Below are 15,614 nucleotides of genomic sequence, written 5' to 3' on the forward strand. Positions count from 1 at the left end.
TATAATATCAGATTCCCTCTCTTTTATTTACTGGTGTTGTAGGATTATAACCAAACCCAGATATTTTTATTTCTATATTGAGACGATCAAGTATATATCCTATGGTAGCATAATGATGAACAGCATGACTATTTGCATGCGCAAGAATGCTTTCTAGTGTATAGTTAACAGTTACCTTTCCTTGCCCCATATCATCTACTACATGAATTAAATAATCTGTGCTTACATCAACATAAGACACCAATGTTTCCTGCAATTGATATATAAAATGTATTGCGGCGTCCTTATTTGTTGATAAGATTTCGTCCCGTTTGCGAGCAGTTAGGTCAATAAGGTTCGAATCTAATCCATTAACAATACAATCAAAAAAATCCAAAGTGTGCCGCATATGAGAACCAATACTTGAATAGTATGGTCCAACAGAAGTATCCGTATAGATACTCTCATCTAAAGTCTGCAAGAGAGAAATAGCATTATTAAGATTGCTATTAATAGAAGAAATAATTAATTGTTTCATAATATTGAAAGTCTAAAATACACAATTAACTTAACTAAATTAGATATTGATGATAAAATCATATTTTTACAAACCGTTAAAATATTCTAATTAGATTAACGTTTACTATAAGAATAGGATAACCAAAGTCTTAACCACAGTTAGATAGTAGGACATTTTTCACTAATTATAAGGTTTTTCCGTAAAAAAAACAGATTAAGTGCGTTTTTCATCGATTAATGACGTTTTTTTTTGGATGTTATATAAAAATTATTGTATTATTGCCTTGTGATTTAAAATCCCCCAATAATGAAGAACATAGCCCTTATTTTATTTTCATTGTATTTAATTCCAAATACCTTTGCTCAGGATAACTTACATGATGATGCACTTACTGCAGCAAGTTATGCTTATTCACATAGTAAAAAAGCACACGGTGCCAATAATGTATTTCATACACAAGAGTATGCAGATAAAGCTGTAGAGGCCTTATTAAAGGTAGAAGATTTAGCTGATCAATGTGGATGTGAAAAAGCAAATGAAATTGCATATCAAGCAAGAGTTGATATGGAAAGTTCACTTAATCAAGATACCTATGAGCGTAGTAGATATTTTGCAAAGCGTGCAAAAGATTTGGGACCTCAACTTCTTGATGAGTTGACGCATTGTCAAGCTAGTAAAGGTGCGTATGATGTTGCTGAGGATACAGGCGAAGAAGAAGAAGAAATGCTTGCATCTGCATCACAAGATGTTTCTGATAAACAAAAAGAATTAGAAGAAAAACGTCTTCTACTAGAAATAGAACAAAGAAAACTAGAGCAACAAATTGCTGAGCAAAACAGAAGAAAAGCTGAATTTGAAGCAATGCGTGCTGCAGAATTAAAAGAGCAATCATTAATAAAGTCTAAAGCAGAATTAGCTTTACAAAAATTAGAAACTGCATTACAAGAGCTAAGCGTTGTATTAAACGATGATGAAGCAAAATTTGAAGCTCAAGACTATGTAAGAAGTGAAAACGAATTAATTAATGAGTCTCTAGGTGATACAAAGAATTTTTATGTAAACAGAGCAAAAGAACTTACCAAAACAGCAATGCAACAATTTGCTAGCTATAACGCACAATAAAAATAAAATGAAGTAATTACTTAATTTTATTTTGTAGCCCCAAAATAAAATTTTTACAAACGACATCTGTAATTAGATGTCGTTTTTTTTGTTATTACATCCCCCATAATACTTACAACCCCGTGTACATTTAACCAAAAAACTTTCTTTTGTTTAACCTAATAATTTATAATAAGCTTTTTTGTGAAAGCGTAAAAAACTAATTTTAATAAATCAATAAAACTGTTTTAAAAATTACAAGCTATAATTCTAAAAGTTTCTAAAGAATATTTCATTATTATAAATAAGACAATCCTTTATTTGAAAATTCTACTATTTATGAGTACCTTTAATAATAAGGAGGAAGAAAAGTAAGTGGCAATTAGCAAATGACTATGTCAAAAAAAATGTTTTATAGAATCATATTAATACCAATATTAATAGGATTACATTCTTGCTCAAAATCACAACCACTTACTCAATCTGAGAAGGATTGGTTAGTAACCAACGATAGCATTACCATTGCATTATTCTCCTATTATGCACCCTATCAATTCATTAATGAAAATGATGAAATGGATGGGATTCTAATTGATTATCTAGCCCACATAGAAAATAAGATTGACTACAAATTTCGTAGAAAAATATACACAGATTGGTTTCAATTAATAAAAGACACAGAGGAAGATAAAGTCGATGTCGTTTTAGAAATTCAACAAACAGCTAAGCGAAGCACATATCTTAATTTTTATTCTAAACTTTTTGAATCTAGCCAAGTAATTGTAACGCGAAAAGATAGAAACTATGGTGATGAGCTAAGGGATTATAAAAATAAAACCATTACTACCCCTATTGAATATTCTATCACTGAAATTCTCAGTAAGCATGAGAAAAATTTAAAACTTATTCCTAAAACAAATGATATAACGTGCCTTACCTTAGTAAGTCAAGGTAATTATGATGCATATATTGGTCCCAAGGCTGTAGCCAACCATCTGATAAAGAGAGAAAACCTTGAGAACCTTAAAATCGTTGCAGAAATAGATCGAAAATACACCTATTCTCCTAGTCTCGCAGTACAGAAAAACAACAAAACTCTAAATAGAATCTTCGCAAAAGTAACTAAAGGAATTACTGATGAAGATATGAAAATAATATATGATAACTGGCTCTATAACCCTATTATACCCTTTTATAAAAAACCACATTTCTGGATGTTTATTACGGTTATTATATTATCTATATTATCCATAATCCTATTTCTTAATCACTACTTAAAGCATCTTATTAAACAAAAGACTAAAGAATTAAAAATTGCCAAAGAAAGAGCAGAAGAGAGTAACAAATTAAAGACCTCATTTATTCATAATATATCTCATGAAGTGAGGACCCCTATGAATGGTATTATAGGTTTCTCAGAATTACTGAACGATCCAGAAATTACTCCGAGTGAGCAAAAAGAATACTCAAAAATAGTTAGGAATAGTAGTAAGCAACTTATTAATATAATTGATAGTATTATTGAAATTTCGAAATTAGAAACTAATCAAGTAGAGGTACATTTAGAAGAGGTGAATATCAATGATACTTTAAAAGAATTGTTTTCTGATTTTAATAATAAAGCCAAACTCAAAAAAATTAAACTTAACCTTAACAATTATATACGAGAGGATCAATCTATCATTCTGATGGATAAGATGAAAGTTGATAAAATTCTATTCAATTTAATGGATAATGCACTTAAGTTTACCAAAAAAGGTGGTATAGAAATTTTTTCTCAAATACATGATAACAAATCACTTATAATAAGTATTAAAGATACAGGAATAGGTATAGATCCTAAAGATCAAGAATTAATATTTAGAAACTTTTCGCAATCAGAAAAAGAGGTTACAAAAAGTTATGATGGATTGGGATTAGGATTATCTATTGCTTTAAAAAGCGCAAAATTAATTAACGGTACTATTACCTTTGAGTCTACTCAAAACAAAGGTTCTTGCTTTACGCTAACCATACCATATCATCCCATTTTTAATCCTAACTCAATCAATTCCTCAGAAAATGATTCTAAAATTACAAATACCCCTATAAAACAAGTTATTCTTATTGTTGAAGACGGTAACGTGAATTTTTTATTTCTAAAAACTCTTTTATTAAAAATGAAAGAATATAAATTTGTAATACATAGAGCAGAAAATGGAAAAGAAGCGGTAGATATTTGTGAGAACAATGAACATATTGATTTAATACTAATGGATATTAGGATGCCAATAATGGATGGGTATACCGCTACCAGAAAAATAAAAAAAATCAGACCAGGTATTCCTATCGTAGCCCAAACTGCATATTCTACAAAAGAAGATATACAAAAAGCACTCAATGCAGGCTGTGACGACTTCGTTTCTAAACCTGTAGATCAAAAACTCCTAAAACCGATAATTAATAAATATTTTTCTTTTCTCTCTAAATAGATCTTTGCGGTATCATGACAATTCTTCAAGAATACTTGGGTTTTCTTAACAGCAAACCCTTATTTGACAACTCATCTTTTTTTGAGTTTCCTCAATTCAATATAGAAAGCATTAAAAAAAAACCTTTTCCTAAGAATTTAGATATTACTATCCAAGAAAATCAAGTATTAGGTAAAAGAATAGAACATTTTTTTGAGTACGCTGTTAACGCTTCTGAACAATATAAAATCATCGATAAAAACATACAAGTATTTAACGGTAAAACTACGATTGGAGAAATCGATTTTTTAGTACAGGATGTAAATACAAAAGAAGCAATACATATAGAGTTGGTATACAAATTCTACGTATATGATCCAACCATCGATAGTGAACTTGAGAGATGGATAGGTCCCAATAAAAAAGATTCTTTATTACAAAAAGTAGCCAAGCTAAAAACTAAACAACTTCCGTTACTTTATAAAAATGAAACTAAAAATTTGTTAGAAACTATGGGGCTAAATGTTCAGGAAATCAGTCAACAAGTTTGTTATATTGGTAACCTTTTTATTCCTTTTTCTTACAACACCAAAAAAATCCCTGAAATTAATAATCAATGTATTGTAGGGTTTTGGATTGCTTTTAACATGTTTACAGTCGACAATTACGGGCACTATGAATTCTATATCCCTCCTAAAAGAAGCTGGATGATTAATCCACAAAATAATACAACTTGGTATTCTTATACCGATATTCTAGTTCAAATTAAAGAATCTATACTTCTTAAGAAATCACCCTTGGTGTGGATAAAAGAAACTACCAATAATTCATTTAATCGATTCTTTATTACTTGGTGGTAAATAAAAATCCTAAGTTACCAATGATACTACACCATACCACAATAATCCCTATAAAACGCTATCCTAGATCATTGTGATATGATATAAACCTAGTAAGTAACCAAAAAAATCTATAAAAACGACGATCAAGAGGGTTACCTTCTATTTTTTTATTAAAGGTCTCTAATATAACTCCCATAAAGATCCTTAAATTGAAAACCTTCTGAAAGCCTATACTTACTTAACTTTTTATACTCTACCAATCCCCATAGCAAAAATTCCTTCATAAAATAGCTGTCCTCACTATTAATATCAGATTGATATTCTTTTATCAGGTCATTTAATGGTGCGATAGAATCTAATTTTTCCTTATATAATGTATCTGGTATATCGTCCAATAATTCAAAACCACTCTGATCAAAAAACCAATTTATCAATTCTTGAAAAGGACTCTCATAGTCCTCTTTTTCTAATTTTTCTATTTTAGGAAAATAATCAGAGAACATTGTCTTAACTGCATCAGAAATTAAAGAAAGTGCAACTGTTGCGGCTCCTTCCTGTTCTCCTTCATATACTAATTCTACTTTACCAGTAATTGCAGGAACAATCCCCATAAAATCACTTAATCGTAATGTTGTTCCTTCTTGCCCCGACTGCAACGCTCTATGTTCGGCAGCACTCAATAAGTTTTGATAAGCAGTAATACTCATTCTTGCACTCACACCACTTTTATGATCTATAAACTCACTATCACGTGCTTCGAAACCTATTTGTTCTAACAAGTATTTTGCCAACTCTGGTACATGCACAAGGTTTGATTGCCTAGAATCAAGTTTTGCTTCTTGTTGTGTAATCGTTTTAGCTACTTCTATTGTTTCTGGATAATGTGTAATTATCTGAGATCCGATTCTATCTTTTAACGGTGTTACAATACTTCCTCTATTTGTATAGTCTTCTGGGTTGGCTGTAAATACAAATTGAATATCTAATGGTAACCTAAGCTTAAAACCTCTAATTTGAATATCGCCTTCTTGCAAAATATTAAATAGTGCCACTTGTATTCTTGCTTGTAAATCTGGTAACTCATTGATTACAAAAATACTTCTATTTGCACGAGGTATCATACCAAAATGTATTACTCTATCATCAGCATAACTTAGTTTTAGATTTGCAGCTTTAATAGGATCCACATCACCTATAATATCAGCGACAGTAACATCAGGAGTTGCTAACTTTTCTGCGAATCGATCTGATCTATGTAACCAACCAATAGGGGTATCATCTCCCATCTCCTTTATTAAGTCTGTGGCATATCTAGATATAGGAGCAAGAGGGTCATCGTTAATTTCTGAACCTTCAATAACAGGAATCCACTCATCTAAGAGGTTAATCATTTGTCTTGCCAAACGTGTTTTTGCCTGACCACGAAGTCCTAATAAATTTATATTATGTCTAGAAAGAATTGCTCTTTCTAATTCTGGTATCACAGTATTTTCGTATCCATGAATCCCTGTAAAAGTTTGTTCTTTGTTTGCTAGTTTATCCCTTAAGTTATTCCTAAGTTCATCCTTAATTGAAATACTTGTATAGCCAGCCTCTTTTAGCTGACCCAATGTTTTTATGTTTTCAAATTTCATATAATTATCTTTTAGAAGGAAATCAAAATATTGTATTAAGTGTTATTACAAAGAGTAATACATATAAGACCAATGGGATCGTATAGTATAGCACTTAATTTTTCTCCTTCTTTTGGGTATCATTGATTTATAATTATCCTTTAATTCTTTTTTTTCTATTTGACTCATAATCCTCAAAAATCATTTCACCTAATCCTTTTAAACCGGTATAGAACGCCTTACCTTGATTAGCTTGTGTAAACTCTCTTACAAACTTCATTAAATAAGGGTCTTGCGCAATCATAAAAGTAGTTATAGGGATATGAAGTTTTCTAGCCTGCTGGGCCATCATATAACACTTGTTGACGATATGCATATCCAGTCCATTACTATTTTTATAGTATTGACCATCAGGCATTCGCAGACAACTTGGTTTTCCATCTGTTATCATAAAAATTTGTTTATTCGTATTACGCTTTCTGCGCAGCATATCCATGGCAAGTTGCAACCCTGCCACAGTATTTGTATGATATGGTCCTACTTGTAAATAAGGTAAATCTTTGATTGCAATTGGCCAAGCATCATTTCCGAATACCAATATATCTAGGGTGTCTTTTGGATATCTTGTTGTAATAAGTTCTGCTAAAGCCATAGCAACTTTTTTTGCCGGAGTAATACGGTCTTCGCCATACAAAATCATACTATGACTGATATCTATCATCAATACTGTACTCATTTGTGCTTTGAACTGAGTCTCTTCTACAACAAGATCATCTTCGGTAAGGTTTAAGTCTCCAATACCATGGTTTATTTGTGCATTTTTAAGACTTTCTGTTATAGATATACGTTCTAGAGAATCTCCGTATTGATATCCTCTAAATTCACCAGAATGCTCATCTCCTCTTCCTATATAACTTGTCCTATGATTTCCTGATCCACTGCGTCTTAGTTTTCCGAAGATTTGATCCAACGCCCTTTTACGAATTGCCTGCTCTGTTTTAGCAGTAATAGAAATACCTGACTTTCCGTCGGGTTTTATCTCTTCTCGAATATATCCCTTCTTCTTTAGATCTTCTACAAAATCATCGAGTGTGTAATCTTCGCTTGTTAGCTTATACTCGCGATCTAACTCTTTCATCCAATCTAATGCTTCATCAAGATCACCAGAAGTATGCGTTATAACTTCTTGAAAAATATCAAAAAGCTTATCAAATATGGATTCTTCTGGAGATTCATAGATTTTAAAAGAAAAGCCTTTTTTAATTTTTTTTTTCTCTCTCATAAGTTAAAGTTAGTACATTTTTCAAAAAAAAAGGAATATGTACGCATATATGAACTTATAATTAACATTTGTTTGAGGAAATAAAAAAGAACTATAGTAGCTGAAAGATTATAATTCTATTGAAGTATTAAAATTAGTAACCTTCATATACTAGAATATCTCTACTGATCATGAGATGCATAGCAGTAAGAAATTTCAAAAACAAGATTTTTCCTTGAGTAAAGGAACTATTATTATGTATCTACATAGTTCCTTCAATGAGGTGCAAAATTGTTCTTTTTATTTAAACAGATATCATAATAAGAATTAAAATTTAATAAATATTACATTTATTTTAACAAAACAATATTATATCAAAGAGCGATAAAGCATTAATTTTATAAATACCCCTTTTTTAAGATATTGCAATTATCCAAAGTACTAAGACAAACTTTATGAATATATATAAACCCTATGTAATTACGTAGAATATAAAATTGATACAACTATGTAATTTACAAAATCGAAAGATTATGAAAAATTACGTACTTATCATCTTATTCATGTTTTCAGGTATAATATCGTATCCAAAGACACCAATAGGTGATCAAATATATTCTAAGCATACTCCTACCCTATTTCAGACTCCAAAAGATCGTGAATTATCTACTCAAGAGGTTAAACAAAGAGGTATTGACCTTATGGTCAATCGAATTATCGAAAACCAGAATGAAATTGATTTAAAAAAAATGGCACGGTCTTCTATTTTTGAAACATCTTATGGTTTTCGATGGAAAATGGTAAATCTTCATACTGGAAAAATTATTATTGTTAAAGTAAATAAAGACTTCGAATTAATCTCTATCCGAAAAAGTGACGCTTCTAAAGCAATGATACCCTAACCCATTTGATATTCATGTAATCAAAAGTAAAGCCTATTGCATTAAAACTTACATTACTCTAAAAGTATGATCGTTAAGAGAAGTGGGCTTTAATTAAAATTATTTTGGTTTACCTAAGTGAATATATATACCTTTACTAATAATCCTAATTCTGATATAAAATAACTATAGAAGAATTAGCTTTATAATGTACTATAAGTATATATCCATATGATCGTTCTTAAATGCAAATGACCTTCAATATCAAAAAAACAGGACTTGTATTGGGTCCTTTACTTTTTTTTCTAACATTATTTTTTTTTCATCCTGATGGGTTATCCATAGAGGCAAATGCTATTTTGGCTAGTACCTTATGGGTTGCAATTTGGTGGATTACTGAAGCCATTCCTATTGCTGCTACTTCTTTGTTACCGATTGTTTTGTTTCCTTTATCTGGTGGATTAGATATTAAAAGCACGACAGCTGCCTTTGGTAACCACACAATTTTTCTGTATGCCGGTGGGTTTATTTTGGCTATTGGGATAGAACGTTGGGGCTTGCATAAAAGAATTGCCTTAAATATCATCAATGCCATAGGAACCAATATAAAGACTATGATCTTGGGTTTTATGATTGCAACGGCCTTTTTGTCAATGTGGATATCAAATACAGCCACTTCTGTGATGATGTTACCCATTGGTATAGCTATAATCAATGCACTTACTGATAACCCTGAGACGATAGAAAATGAAAATAAAATCTTCGGAAAAGCATTGATGCTTAGCATTGCATATAGTGCATCTATAGGCGGTATTGCTTCTCTAATAGGTACACCAACTAACCTTATCCTAGCAAATATTGTAAAAGAAGCTTATAATTATGAAATTACATTTGTTAATTGGATCATCATAGGATTACCTATTTCTGTCCTCTTACTTATCATTTGTTGGTATTATTTGGTTGAAGTTGCATTCTCTTTTAAGCAAAAACAATTTCCTGGTGGCAAAGATGAAGTAAAAAGTCAGTTACAAAAATTAGGAAAACTCTCTTATGAAGAAAAATGGGTATTAGTTATCTTCGTTTGTACGGCCTTAGCATGGATCTCTAGGTCCTTTCTTCTTCAACCTATATTTCCTGCTATAGACGATACCATTATTGCTATAACTGCGGCGATCTTACTGTTTTTAATTCCGAGTAAGAAAAAAGGAATACCGCTAATGGATTGGAAATCTGCCGTACAGCTTCCATGGGGTATCTTATTACTTTTCGGAGGTGGACTTTCACTAGCCATTGGTTTCAAAACATCTGGACTTGCTCTTTGGATTGGAACTCAAATGATCCTCTTACAAGGAACATACCTCATTCTTTTGCTTATCATTATTATTGCCATGGTCAATTTTTTAACAGAAATCACATCGAATGTTGCAACCACTTCTATGTTACTTCCCGTATTGGCTTCTATGGCATTATCTCTAGATATTCACCCTTTTATACTAATGATTGGTGCAACAATATCTGCATCATGTGCTTTTATGCTGCCTGTGGCCACACCACCGAATGCAATCGTATTTGGAGCAGGATACTTAACCATTCCTGATATGATAAAAAAAGGATTCTGGTTGAATATTTTATCTATTGTTATTATTACAATTCTTGTGTATTATGCCGTTCCTTATTTTTGGGAATTTGATGCTTTTTCGTTTCCCGAAACATTTAGAAACGAATAAAAAAGGAAAAATAACTATAATATCAATAATCACATTTTCGTATTTATTGTATCCCAGTCAGGATTGCCTTCACTGTTTCATAATCCTCCTCATACTCCCAATATACAATTCTATTAAAGGCATATGAAATTAAAATAAATTTTTCACTGACCGAAAAAATCCTGTCTACAGCAACCAACTTTTTTGATGCTGTATCAACTTGCACTTCCTCTGTAATTTCCTGGTTTTCTGAATCATAACCATGTACAACTGTATGGTTTTTAAGAGTAAGTTCTATATATTTCATTACTTTTTATATTACTTAATAATAGTATTTAGAATTTAAATAAGAGTTGGTATAAATGTAATTGATTTCATCTTAACAACTATTTAAGATCTCTTTATTTTGATTATAAGTATTTTAATATCTCAATTTTAACTAAAAAAATGTTTCGTTTCGCTTTTCAACTACTGACTATTATTTTCTGTATTTCTGCTTTTGCACAGAAAAAAAACACCATTATTTATACAGGTAATATGGGAGTCTTGATTTATAATGATCGATTTTCTGTATTAATTGATGGGCTTCATGAAGAATATGGTGTTGATTATGTATTTCCTTCTCAGGAGCTAGTAAAAAAAATTAATACCAAGTTTAAACCCGACGTAATTTTATTTACACATCATCACGGTGATCATTTTAGTAATCGATTAGCCACAGAATATTTACAAAATAATTCTGAAGCACTACTTTTTGGTCCTAAACAGGTTACCAAAAACCTCTCTGAATTCGGAAAAAGAATTACTACTATTAATACAAAAAATTATGATAAACAAACCCAGAAATTAAAGAATACAACAATAACAGGTATGAAACTTAATCATGTCGGAAAAAGGCACGAAGCAGTCCAAAATGTTGGGTATATCATAGAACAAAATAAAATAAGGATACTTCATGTAGGAGACACCGACTGGTTTGAAGAAATCAATTTATTCGAACAACTAAGTTTATCAAGCGAGAATATTGATATTCTTATTCTTCCGTACTGGATGCTATTGCAAAATAGTGCCCCCGAATTGATCAAAAAATATATACACCCTAAACACTTAATTGCAACTCATATACCTCCTAAAATAGAAAACAATGAGCTTTTAGAATTACGAAAAAAATATAAAAACATCCATCTTCTTACCAATATCGAACAAGAAATACACTTCTAAACTTTTATAAAAATTACAAAGAAAAAATTGCTTTTTACCATTCTCATACTATGGCAGTCATAAGACAAGATTGCCTGTTTTAACTCTTTTTGGGTACAAATACTTTGTCATAAAACAAAACTACATTATCTTACAGTATTCAAAAAAGTTACTCAAATCATAAAATTATGAAAACACTAAAAACAACAATCCTTATTGGTGTTATAGGATTAGCAACCATAGTAAGTTGTAAAAAAGAAAAAAAAGAAGTAGAAGTAATTAAAAAAGAAGATATCATAGAATCTGTAAAAGCGGCTGCAGAGGAAAAAATTGAAAAAGCCAAAAAAAAGTTATCAATAACTCTAGAACCCAAAAATGACAGCAATATAACAGGATCAATAACCTTTACAGAAACAGAGGGGATTGTAAATATGGTAGCAGAGGTAAAAGGTCTTGCTGAAGGAGAACATGCTATTCATATCCATGAAAAAGCAGATTGCTCTTCTGCTGATGGTAAATCTACGGGCGGACATTGGAATCCTGGTTTAACTCCACATGGTAAATGGGGTGCAAAAGAAGGGTACCATAAAGGTGATATTGGAAATTTTAAAACTGATGCCTCTGGAATAGGAAATATTACTTTTGCGACAAACGAATGGTGCCTAGGCTGTGATGACGAAAAAAAGAATATTATTGGTAAGGCAATTATTGTACATCAAGGAACCGATGACTTTACTTCTCAACCCTCTGGTGCAGCAGGTAGTAGAGTAAGTTGCGGAGCTATAATACAATAGCCAAACAGTATTCAAACACCAAGCAAAACCAGTAGCAACAACATCCCTTTCTGAATAAAAAACTCATTAATAATGTTCATTTAGAAAGCTACTGAAAAGGATGAAATGCATTCTTTATTTACAAAAAATCATATATGAGTCTGCTCCCAGAGTAGACTCTTTTTATGTAAACTAATAAAAGTACTGTTACTAATTCTAGATATTTATTTTTGGATAAATCTTACTAGAACTAAAAAACCCAACCTAGTGAGTTTCTATTTTAATTGGTGCCTTATCTAAGGTATAATCACTCAGTAATATATCTGCCTCTTCTCTTGTAAGTTCTTTCAACTCAAAACTTTTTTTGGTTTCTCTTTCTGATAAAATTGATCTCATCAAAATTAACCTAAAGGCTTCTTTTCGTTTCTCTAGATACTCATCTGTATCGTTTTTTAAAGAAAATTTGGTATATGAATCTGCCATTGCAGACCACACGGTTATTCTTTGGTCAGGATTAGCATTTTTTTTGATAGTCACTATAAATTCATCTAGCGATTCTGGATATACTTCGCTAAATATTTTATGTAGTCGATGAATTTTATCCAACTGCCCCTTAGTTAATGACGTATCGACCATCTCTTCTTTAAAATTTTCTTTTACTATTTTTTGATAATCTGTCGGCCCTTGTTTCTTGTGCTGACAAGCAAAAAGGGTAATGCATATAACCATCCAAAATACGGAACGAATTTTCATAATACTGATTTGTTTATGGTATTATTTATTATAGTAAAATGATTAAAACAAAAATAAGCTAAAATTGAATACTGGATATAACATAAATAATAAGTAACCAGATTGTAGAATACAGTACTACTACAAAACAAGGGAATCCTTTTGATTGATATACTAAATACATCTCATAATAAAATCCAAAAATATCTATAAACAACTTATAACTAGAGACAATGCTTAAAAGTATATTGTATCAATAAAAAAACCTATGAAGCGAGCTTCATAGGTTCTAGACATAACGAGCAAACCTAATGTCAAAATCATTCAAAGTTTTAAGTAGAGCTTCTATAAAGCAATTTTTTCTTGTTTTTTGATGTATAATACATGGCTAAAATATGCCGAAATACCACAAACTATTAAAAAGATTGCGCCAATCATAGCTGCCTTTTTAGGATCTGCTCCACCATATGTACCTTGTTCAATTGAGGGTGTAACAATCCAAAAAAGAACACTTAACCCTATTAAAGCAAAAGCCATCTTTTGTGTTAACTCTTTTTTCATAAATGCAAAAACTACTATTACTAATGCTAGTAAGCCCAAAATATAGCTCAAAATTGTAGATATACTAGCCATTGAGGTAGATGGAAATTCTTCCATTTTTTCTTGGGTCTCTTTTACCAAAGCCTCTATTTCTGGATTCATATTGGCAGTATCCTCATACGTTTTCAATGTTTTTTCTATATTTATTTTTGCCTCTTCGACCTTTTCCATTTCGTCATTAAGTTTAAATGATGTTGCTACAGTCAATGGTGCACCTATTAAAAAAGTTAATACCATAGTAATAAGGGTTAAAATTCTCATAATTGTTTTTTAAATTATTAATTTCTATAAGCACAAAATAATGAGTTCACGGTATCAAAAATTGGTCAATCTACCTCACAAATCGGTCAATTTTATATAATTGAATTCTCATATAGACAAAACATTAAGACTACTACCTCATATCGTAATTATGAAAAAGATATTAATATCTAGATAAACCATTTTGCCCCCATCTACTTTCCTTAATTCATATTGCTAATTAAAATTTTGTTATGAGATATAGAAATAGCATAAATATGAAGGTTTTATAGTCTTAAGCAATACTATTAGCAGCGGTTTATTACTGTAATGATTTTTCTAGTACATCATAAAAGTGTTTTTTCTTTTATTTTATAACCTCCCATCTCATATGAGGTTAATTACTTTCTAGAGGAACCGAATTGATAACTATTTATAACAATTACAGAACAGAGTTTCGCCAAAAAAAGTAACTTTGTAGCAAACCTTAACCAATGAATCCTTCAACTTCTGGTTGGATAGAAAAACTTTTAAAGAATTTGGACGATGATTCTAAATTCTCTCAATGGTCAATGGATCAATCATATCTTGATCTTAGGCGAGTTGGCTTTATATATGGAAATTCTATAGATATCATTGTTTCTAATGTTTCTGATATTTTATATTCAGAAGAAGAAAAGACCAAAATTAATTTGGTTGCTGCTCTAATTGTTACTTATTACGAAACTATCGAAAACTCGGATAAAGAAGACTGCATTGATGCCCTTTTACAATTTTATAGTTTTTTGGATACTAAAAAGTCGTTCTTTTCTCTTTCAAATGTTCTAGGTGGCAACAAATCAGAAAAACTAGAAAAAGTTATTCATACTCGTATTCAAACCAATGAATCTATTTTTCAGAAAAACTTTAGTCACCTATTAACCAATGCATTATTATATATTGATGTCTTGGCCTTTGATTATTTTCTGATTCACCATACCGATCCCTTTGAATATGCCGCAAAATTAGAAGAAACCCTTGTGAACACTGTTTTTTTGGCACTAAACTCTAAAAATGAGAAAGATACCTATGATGAGCTTTTAGTAAAGCTATTTTCTTCTTCTGTTCGATATACAAATATCTCTACAGAAGACCAGGCAAGTTTTGATTATATAGAATTGGATCCTTATACAGACGAAATAGAGAAAAAATACATTATGGATCTTACTAGTTTAGCTGTTTGGAATGATCAAAAAATGGATAAAGGAGAACAAAGTTTTATGTCGGCTCTTGGTACAGAATTGCAATTATCAGATTTTGTAATAAAAGAATCAATTGATTTGGTTCGTATTTTTATAAAAGAACATAGAGATGATATTTCCTTTTTTAATTATTCTCACCCGGCATTGCATTTTTATCAACAAACGCACAGAACAGTTAACATTCTTATTTTAAGAAATAAAAAAAGATTAATCAAAGAAATAACTGAAAGTAAAGATCTCATGATTTTGTTGGGACAATCGGCGGTTAGAGATTTGTCTAAAGAAGAAAAGCAACAGGTCAAAAAACAACTATTAGATATATGCAAAACAATACCTTCTCTGGCCATATTTATTTTACCCGGAGGGAGTCTTTTATTACCATTATTAGTTAAGTTTATCCCGCAATTATTACCTTCTGCATTTAACGAAAATAGATAAAATTTTAGTTTAGTTAATTGAAACTATTACTATCTAA

Annotated in this window: 14 protein-coding genes; 8 read left to right on the top strand and 6 right to left on the bottom strand. The window is 30.7% G+C overall.

Annotation, left to right across the window (positions count from 1 at the left end; genetic code table 11):
* Positions 1-7: 7 nt before the first annotated feature.
* Positions 8-517: a hypothetical protein gene (locus tag DZ60_RS0102015; RefSeq protein WP_025740056.1), complete on the bottom strand. Its 510-nt coding sequence runs from the start codon at positions 515-517 to the stop codon at positions 8-10.
* 288 nt (positions 518-805) lie between these two features.
* Here DZ60_RS0102015 and DZ60_RS0102020 point away from each other — a divergent pair, with 288 nt between their 5' ends.
* The 3 genes from DZ60_RS0102020 to DZ60_RS22260 all read left to right on the top strand — a co-directional run bounded on the left by DZ60_RS0102020 (position 806) and on the right by DZ60_RS22260 (position 4,910).
* Positions 806-1,621 carry a hypothetical protein gene (locus DZ60_RS0102020; RefSeq protein WP_025740057.1) on the top strand — a complete coding sequence of 272 codons (816 nt, stop codon included), beginning with the start codon at positions 806-808 and terminating at the stop codon, positions 1,619-1,621.
* Between the two features lie 386 nt (positions 1,622-2,007).
* On the top strand, positions 2,008-4,071 hold the full coding sequence (locus tag DZ60_RS0102025) for a hybrid sensor histidine kinase/response regulator (protein WP_025740059.1): 2,064 nt from the start codon (positions 2,008-2,010) through the stop codon (positions 4,069-4,071).
* 14 nt (positions 4,072-4,085) lie between these two features.
* Entirely contained in the window at positions 4,086-4,910 is an 825-nt protein-coding gene (locus tag DZ60_RS22260; protein WP_025740060.1) for a DUF1853 family protein, read from the top strand.
* 152 nt (positions 4,911-5,062) lie between these two features.
* Here DZ60_RS22260 and DZ60_RS0102035 read toward each other — a convergent pair whose 3' ends face one another.
* A complete protein-coding gene (locus DZ60_RS0102035) occupies positions 5,063-6,526 on the bottom strand; it encodes a MoxR family ATPase (protein WP_025740061.1) in 1,464 nt (487 codons plus the stop codon).
* 133 nt (positions 6,527-6,659) lie between these two features.
* Positions 6,660-7,787, bottom strand: a complete 1,128-nt coding sequence (locus tag DZ60_RS0102040) for a vWA domain-containing protein (RefSeq protein WP_025740063.1) — start codon at positions 7,785-7,787, stop codon at positions 6,660-6,662.
* A 512-nt stretch (positions 7,788-8,299) separates the two neighbouring features.
* Here DZ60_RS0102040 and DZ60_RS0102045 point away from each other — a divergent pair.
* Both DZ60_RS0102045 and DZ60_RS0102050 read left to right on the top strand, forming a co-directional pair.
* Positions 8,300-8,668, top strand: a complete 369-nt coding sequence (locus DZ60_RS0102045) for a hypothetical protein (protein WP_034228341.1) — start codon at positions 8,300-8,302, stop codon at positions 8,666-8,668.
* Positions 8,669-8,898: 230 nt separating this feature from the next.
* The gene (locus tag DZ60_RS0102050) at positions 8,899-10,374 is read left to right on the top strand and encodes an SLC13 family permease (protein WP_025740066.1); all 1,476 of its coding nucleotides are present in this window, start codon (positions 8,899-8,901) and stop codon (positions 10,372-10,374) included.
* Between the two features lie 43 nt (positions 10,375-10,417).
* Here the strand turns inward: DZ60_RS0102050 and DZ60_RS0102055 are convergent, their stop codons facing one another.
* Positions 10,418-10,660, bottom strand: coding sequence for a hypothetical protein (locus tag DZ60_RS0102055; protein ID WP_025740067.1), 243 nt, complete (start codon positions 10,658-10,660; stop codon positions 10,418-10,420).
* A gap of 140 nt (positions 10,661-10,800) precedes the next feature.
* Here DZ60_RS0102055 and DZ60_RS0102060 point away from each other — a divergent pair, with 140 nt between their 5' ends.
* Positions 10,801-11,574 carry an MBL fold metallo-hydrolase gene (locus tag DZ60_RS0102060; protein ID WP_025740069.1) on the top strand — a complete coding sequence of 258 codons (774 nt, stop codon included), beginning with the start codon at positions 10,801-10,803 and terminating at the stop codon, positions 11,572-11,574.
* Positions 11,575-11,741: 167 nt separating this feature from the next.
* Positions 11,742-12,347 carry a superoxide dismutase family protein gene (locus DZ60_RS0102065; protein ID WP_025740071.1) on the top strand — a complete coding sequence of 202 codons (606 nt, stop codon included), beginning with the start codon at positions 11,742-11,744 and terminating at the stop codon, positions 12,345-12,347.
* Between the two features lie 243 nt (positions 12,348-12,590).
* On the opposite strand, the gene DZ60_RS0102070 is transcribed toward DZ60_RS0102065, so the two are convergent.
* Both DZ60_RS0102070 and DZ60_RS0102075 read right to left on the bottom strand, forming a co-directional pair.
* Complete coding sequence (locus tag DZ60_RS0102070; protein WP_025740073.1) at positions 12,591-13,079, bottom strand: hypothetical protein; 489 nt, start codon at positions 13,077-13,079, stop codon at positions 12,591-12,593.
* Positions 13,080-13,403: 324 nt separating this feature from the next.
* Entirely contained in the window at positions 13,404-13,919 is a 516-nt protein-coding gene (locus DZ60_RS0102075) for a hypothetical protein (RefSeq protein WP_025740076.1), read from the bottom strand.
* Positions 13,920-14,392: 473 nt separating this feature from the next.
* On the opposite strand from DZ60_RS0102075, the gene DZ60_RS0102080 reads away from it, so the two are divergent.
* Entirely contained in the window at positions 14,393-15,577 is a 1,185-nt protein-coding gene (locus tag DZ60_RS0102080; protein ID WP_025740077.1) for an LETM1-related biofilm-associated protein, read from the top strand.
* The last annotated feature ends 37 nt before the right edge of the window (positions 15,578-15,614 follow it).

The sequence above is a fragment of the Aquimarina pacifica genome, assembly GCF_000520955.1.
In the GTDB taxonomy this organism is placed as follows: domain Bacteria; phylum Bacteroidota; class Bacteroidia; order Flavobacteriales; family Flavobacteriaceae; genus Aquimarina; species Aquimarina pacifica.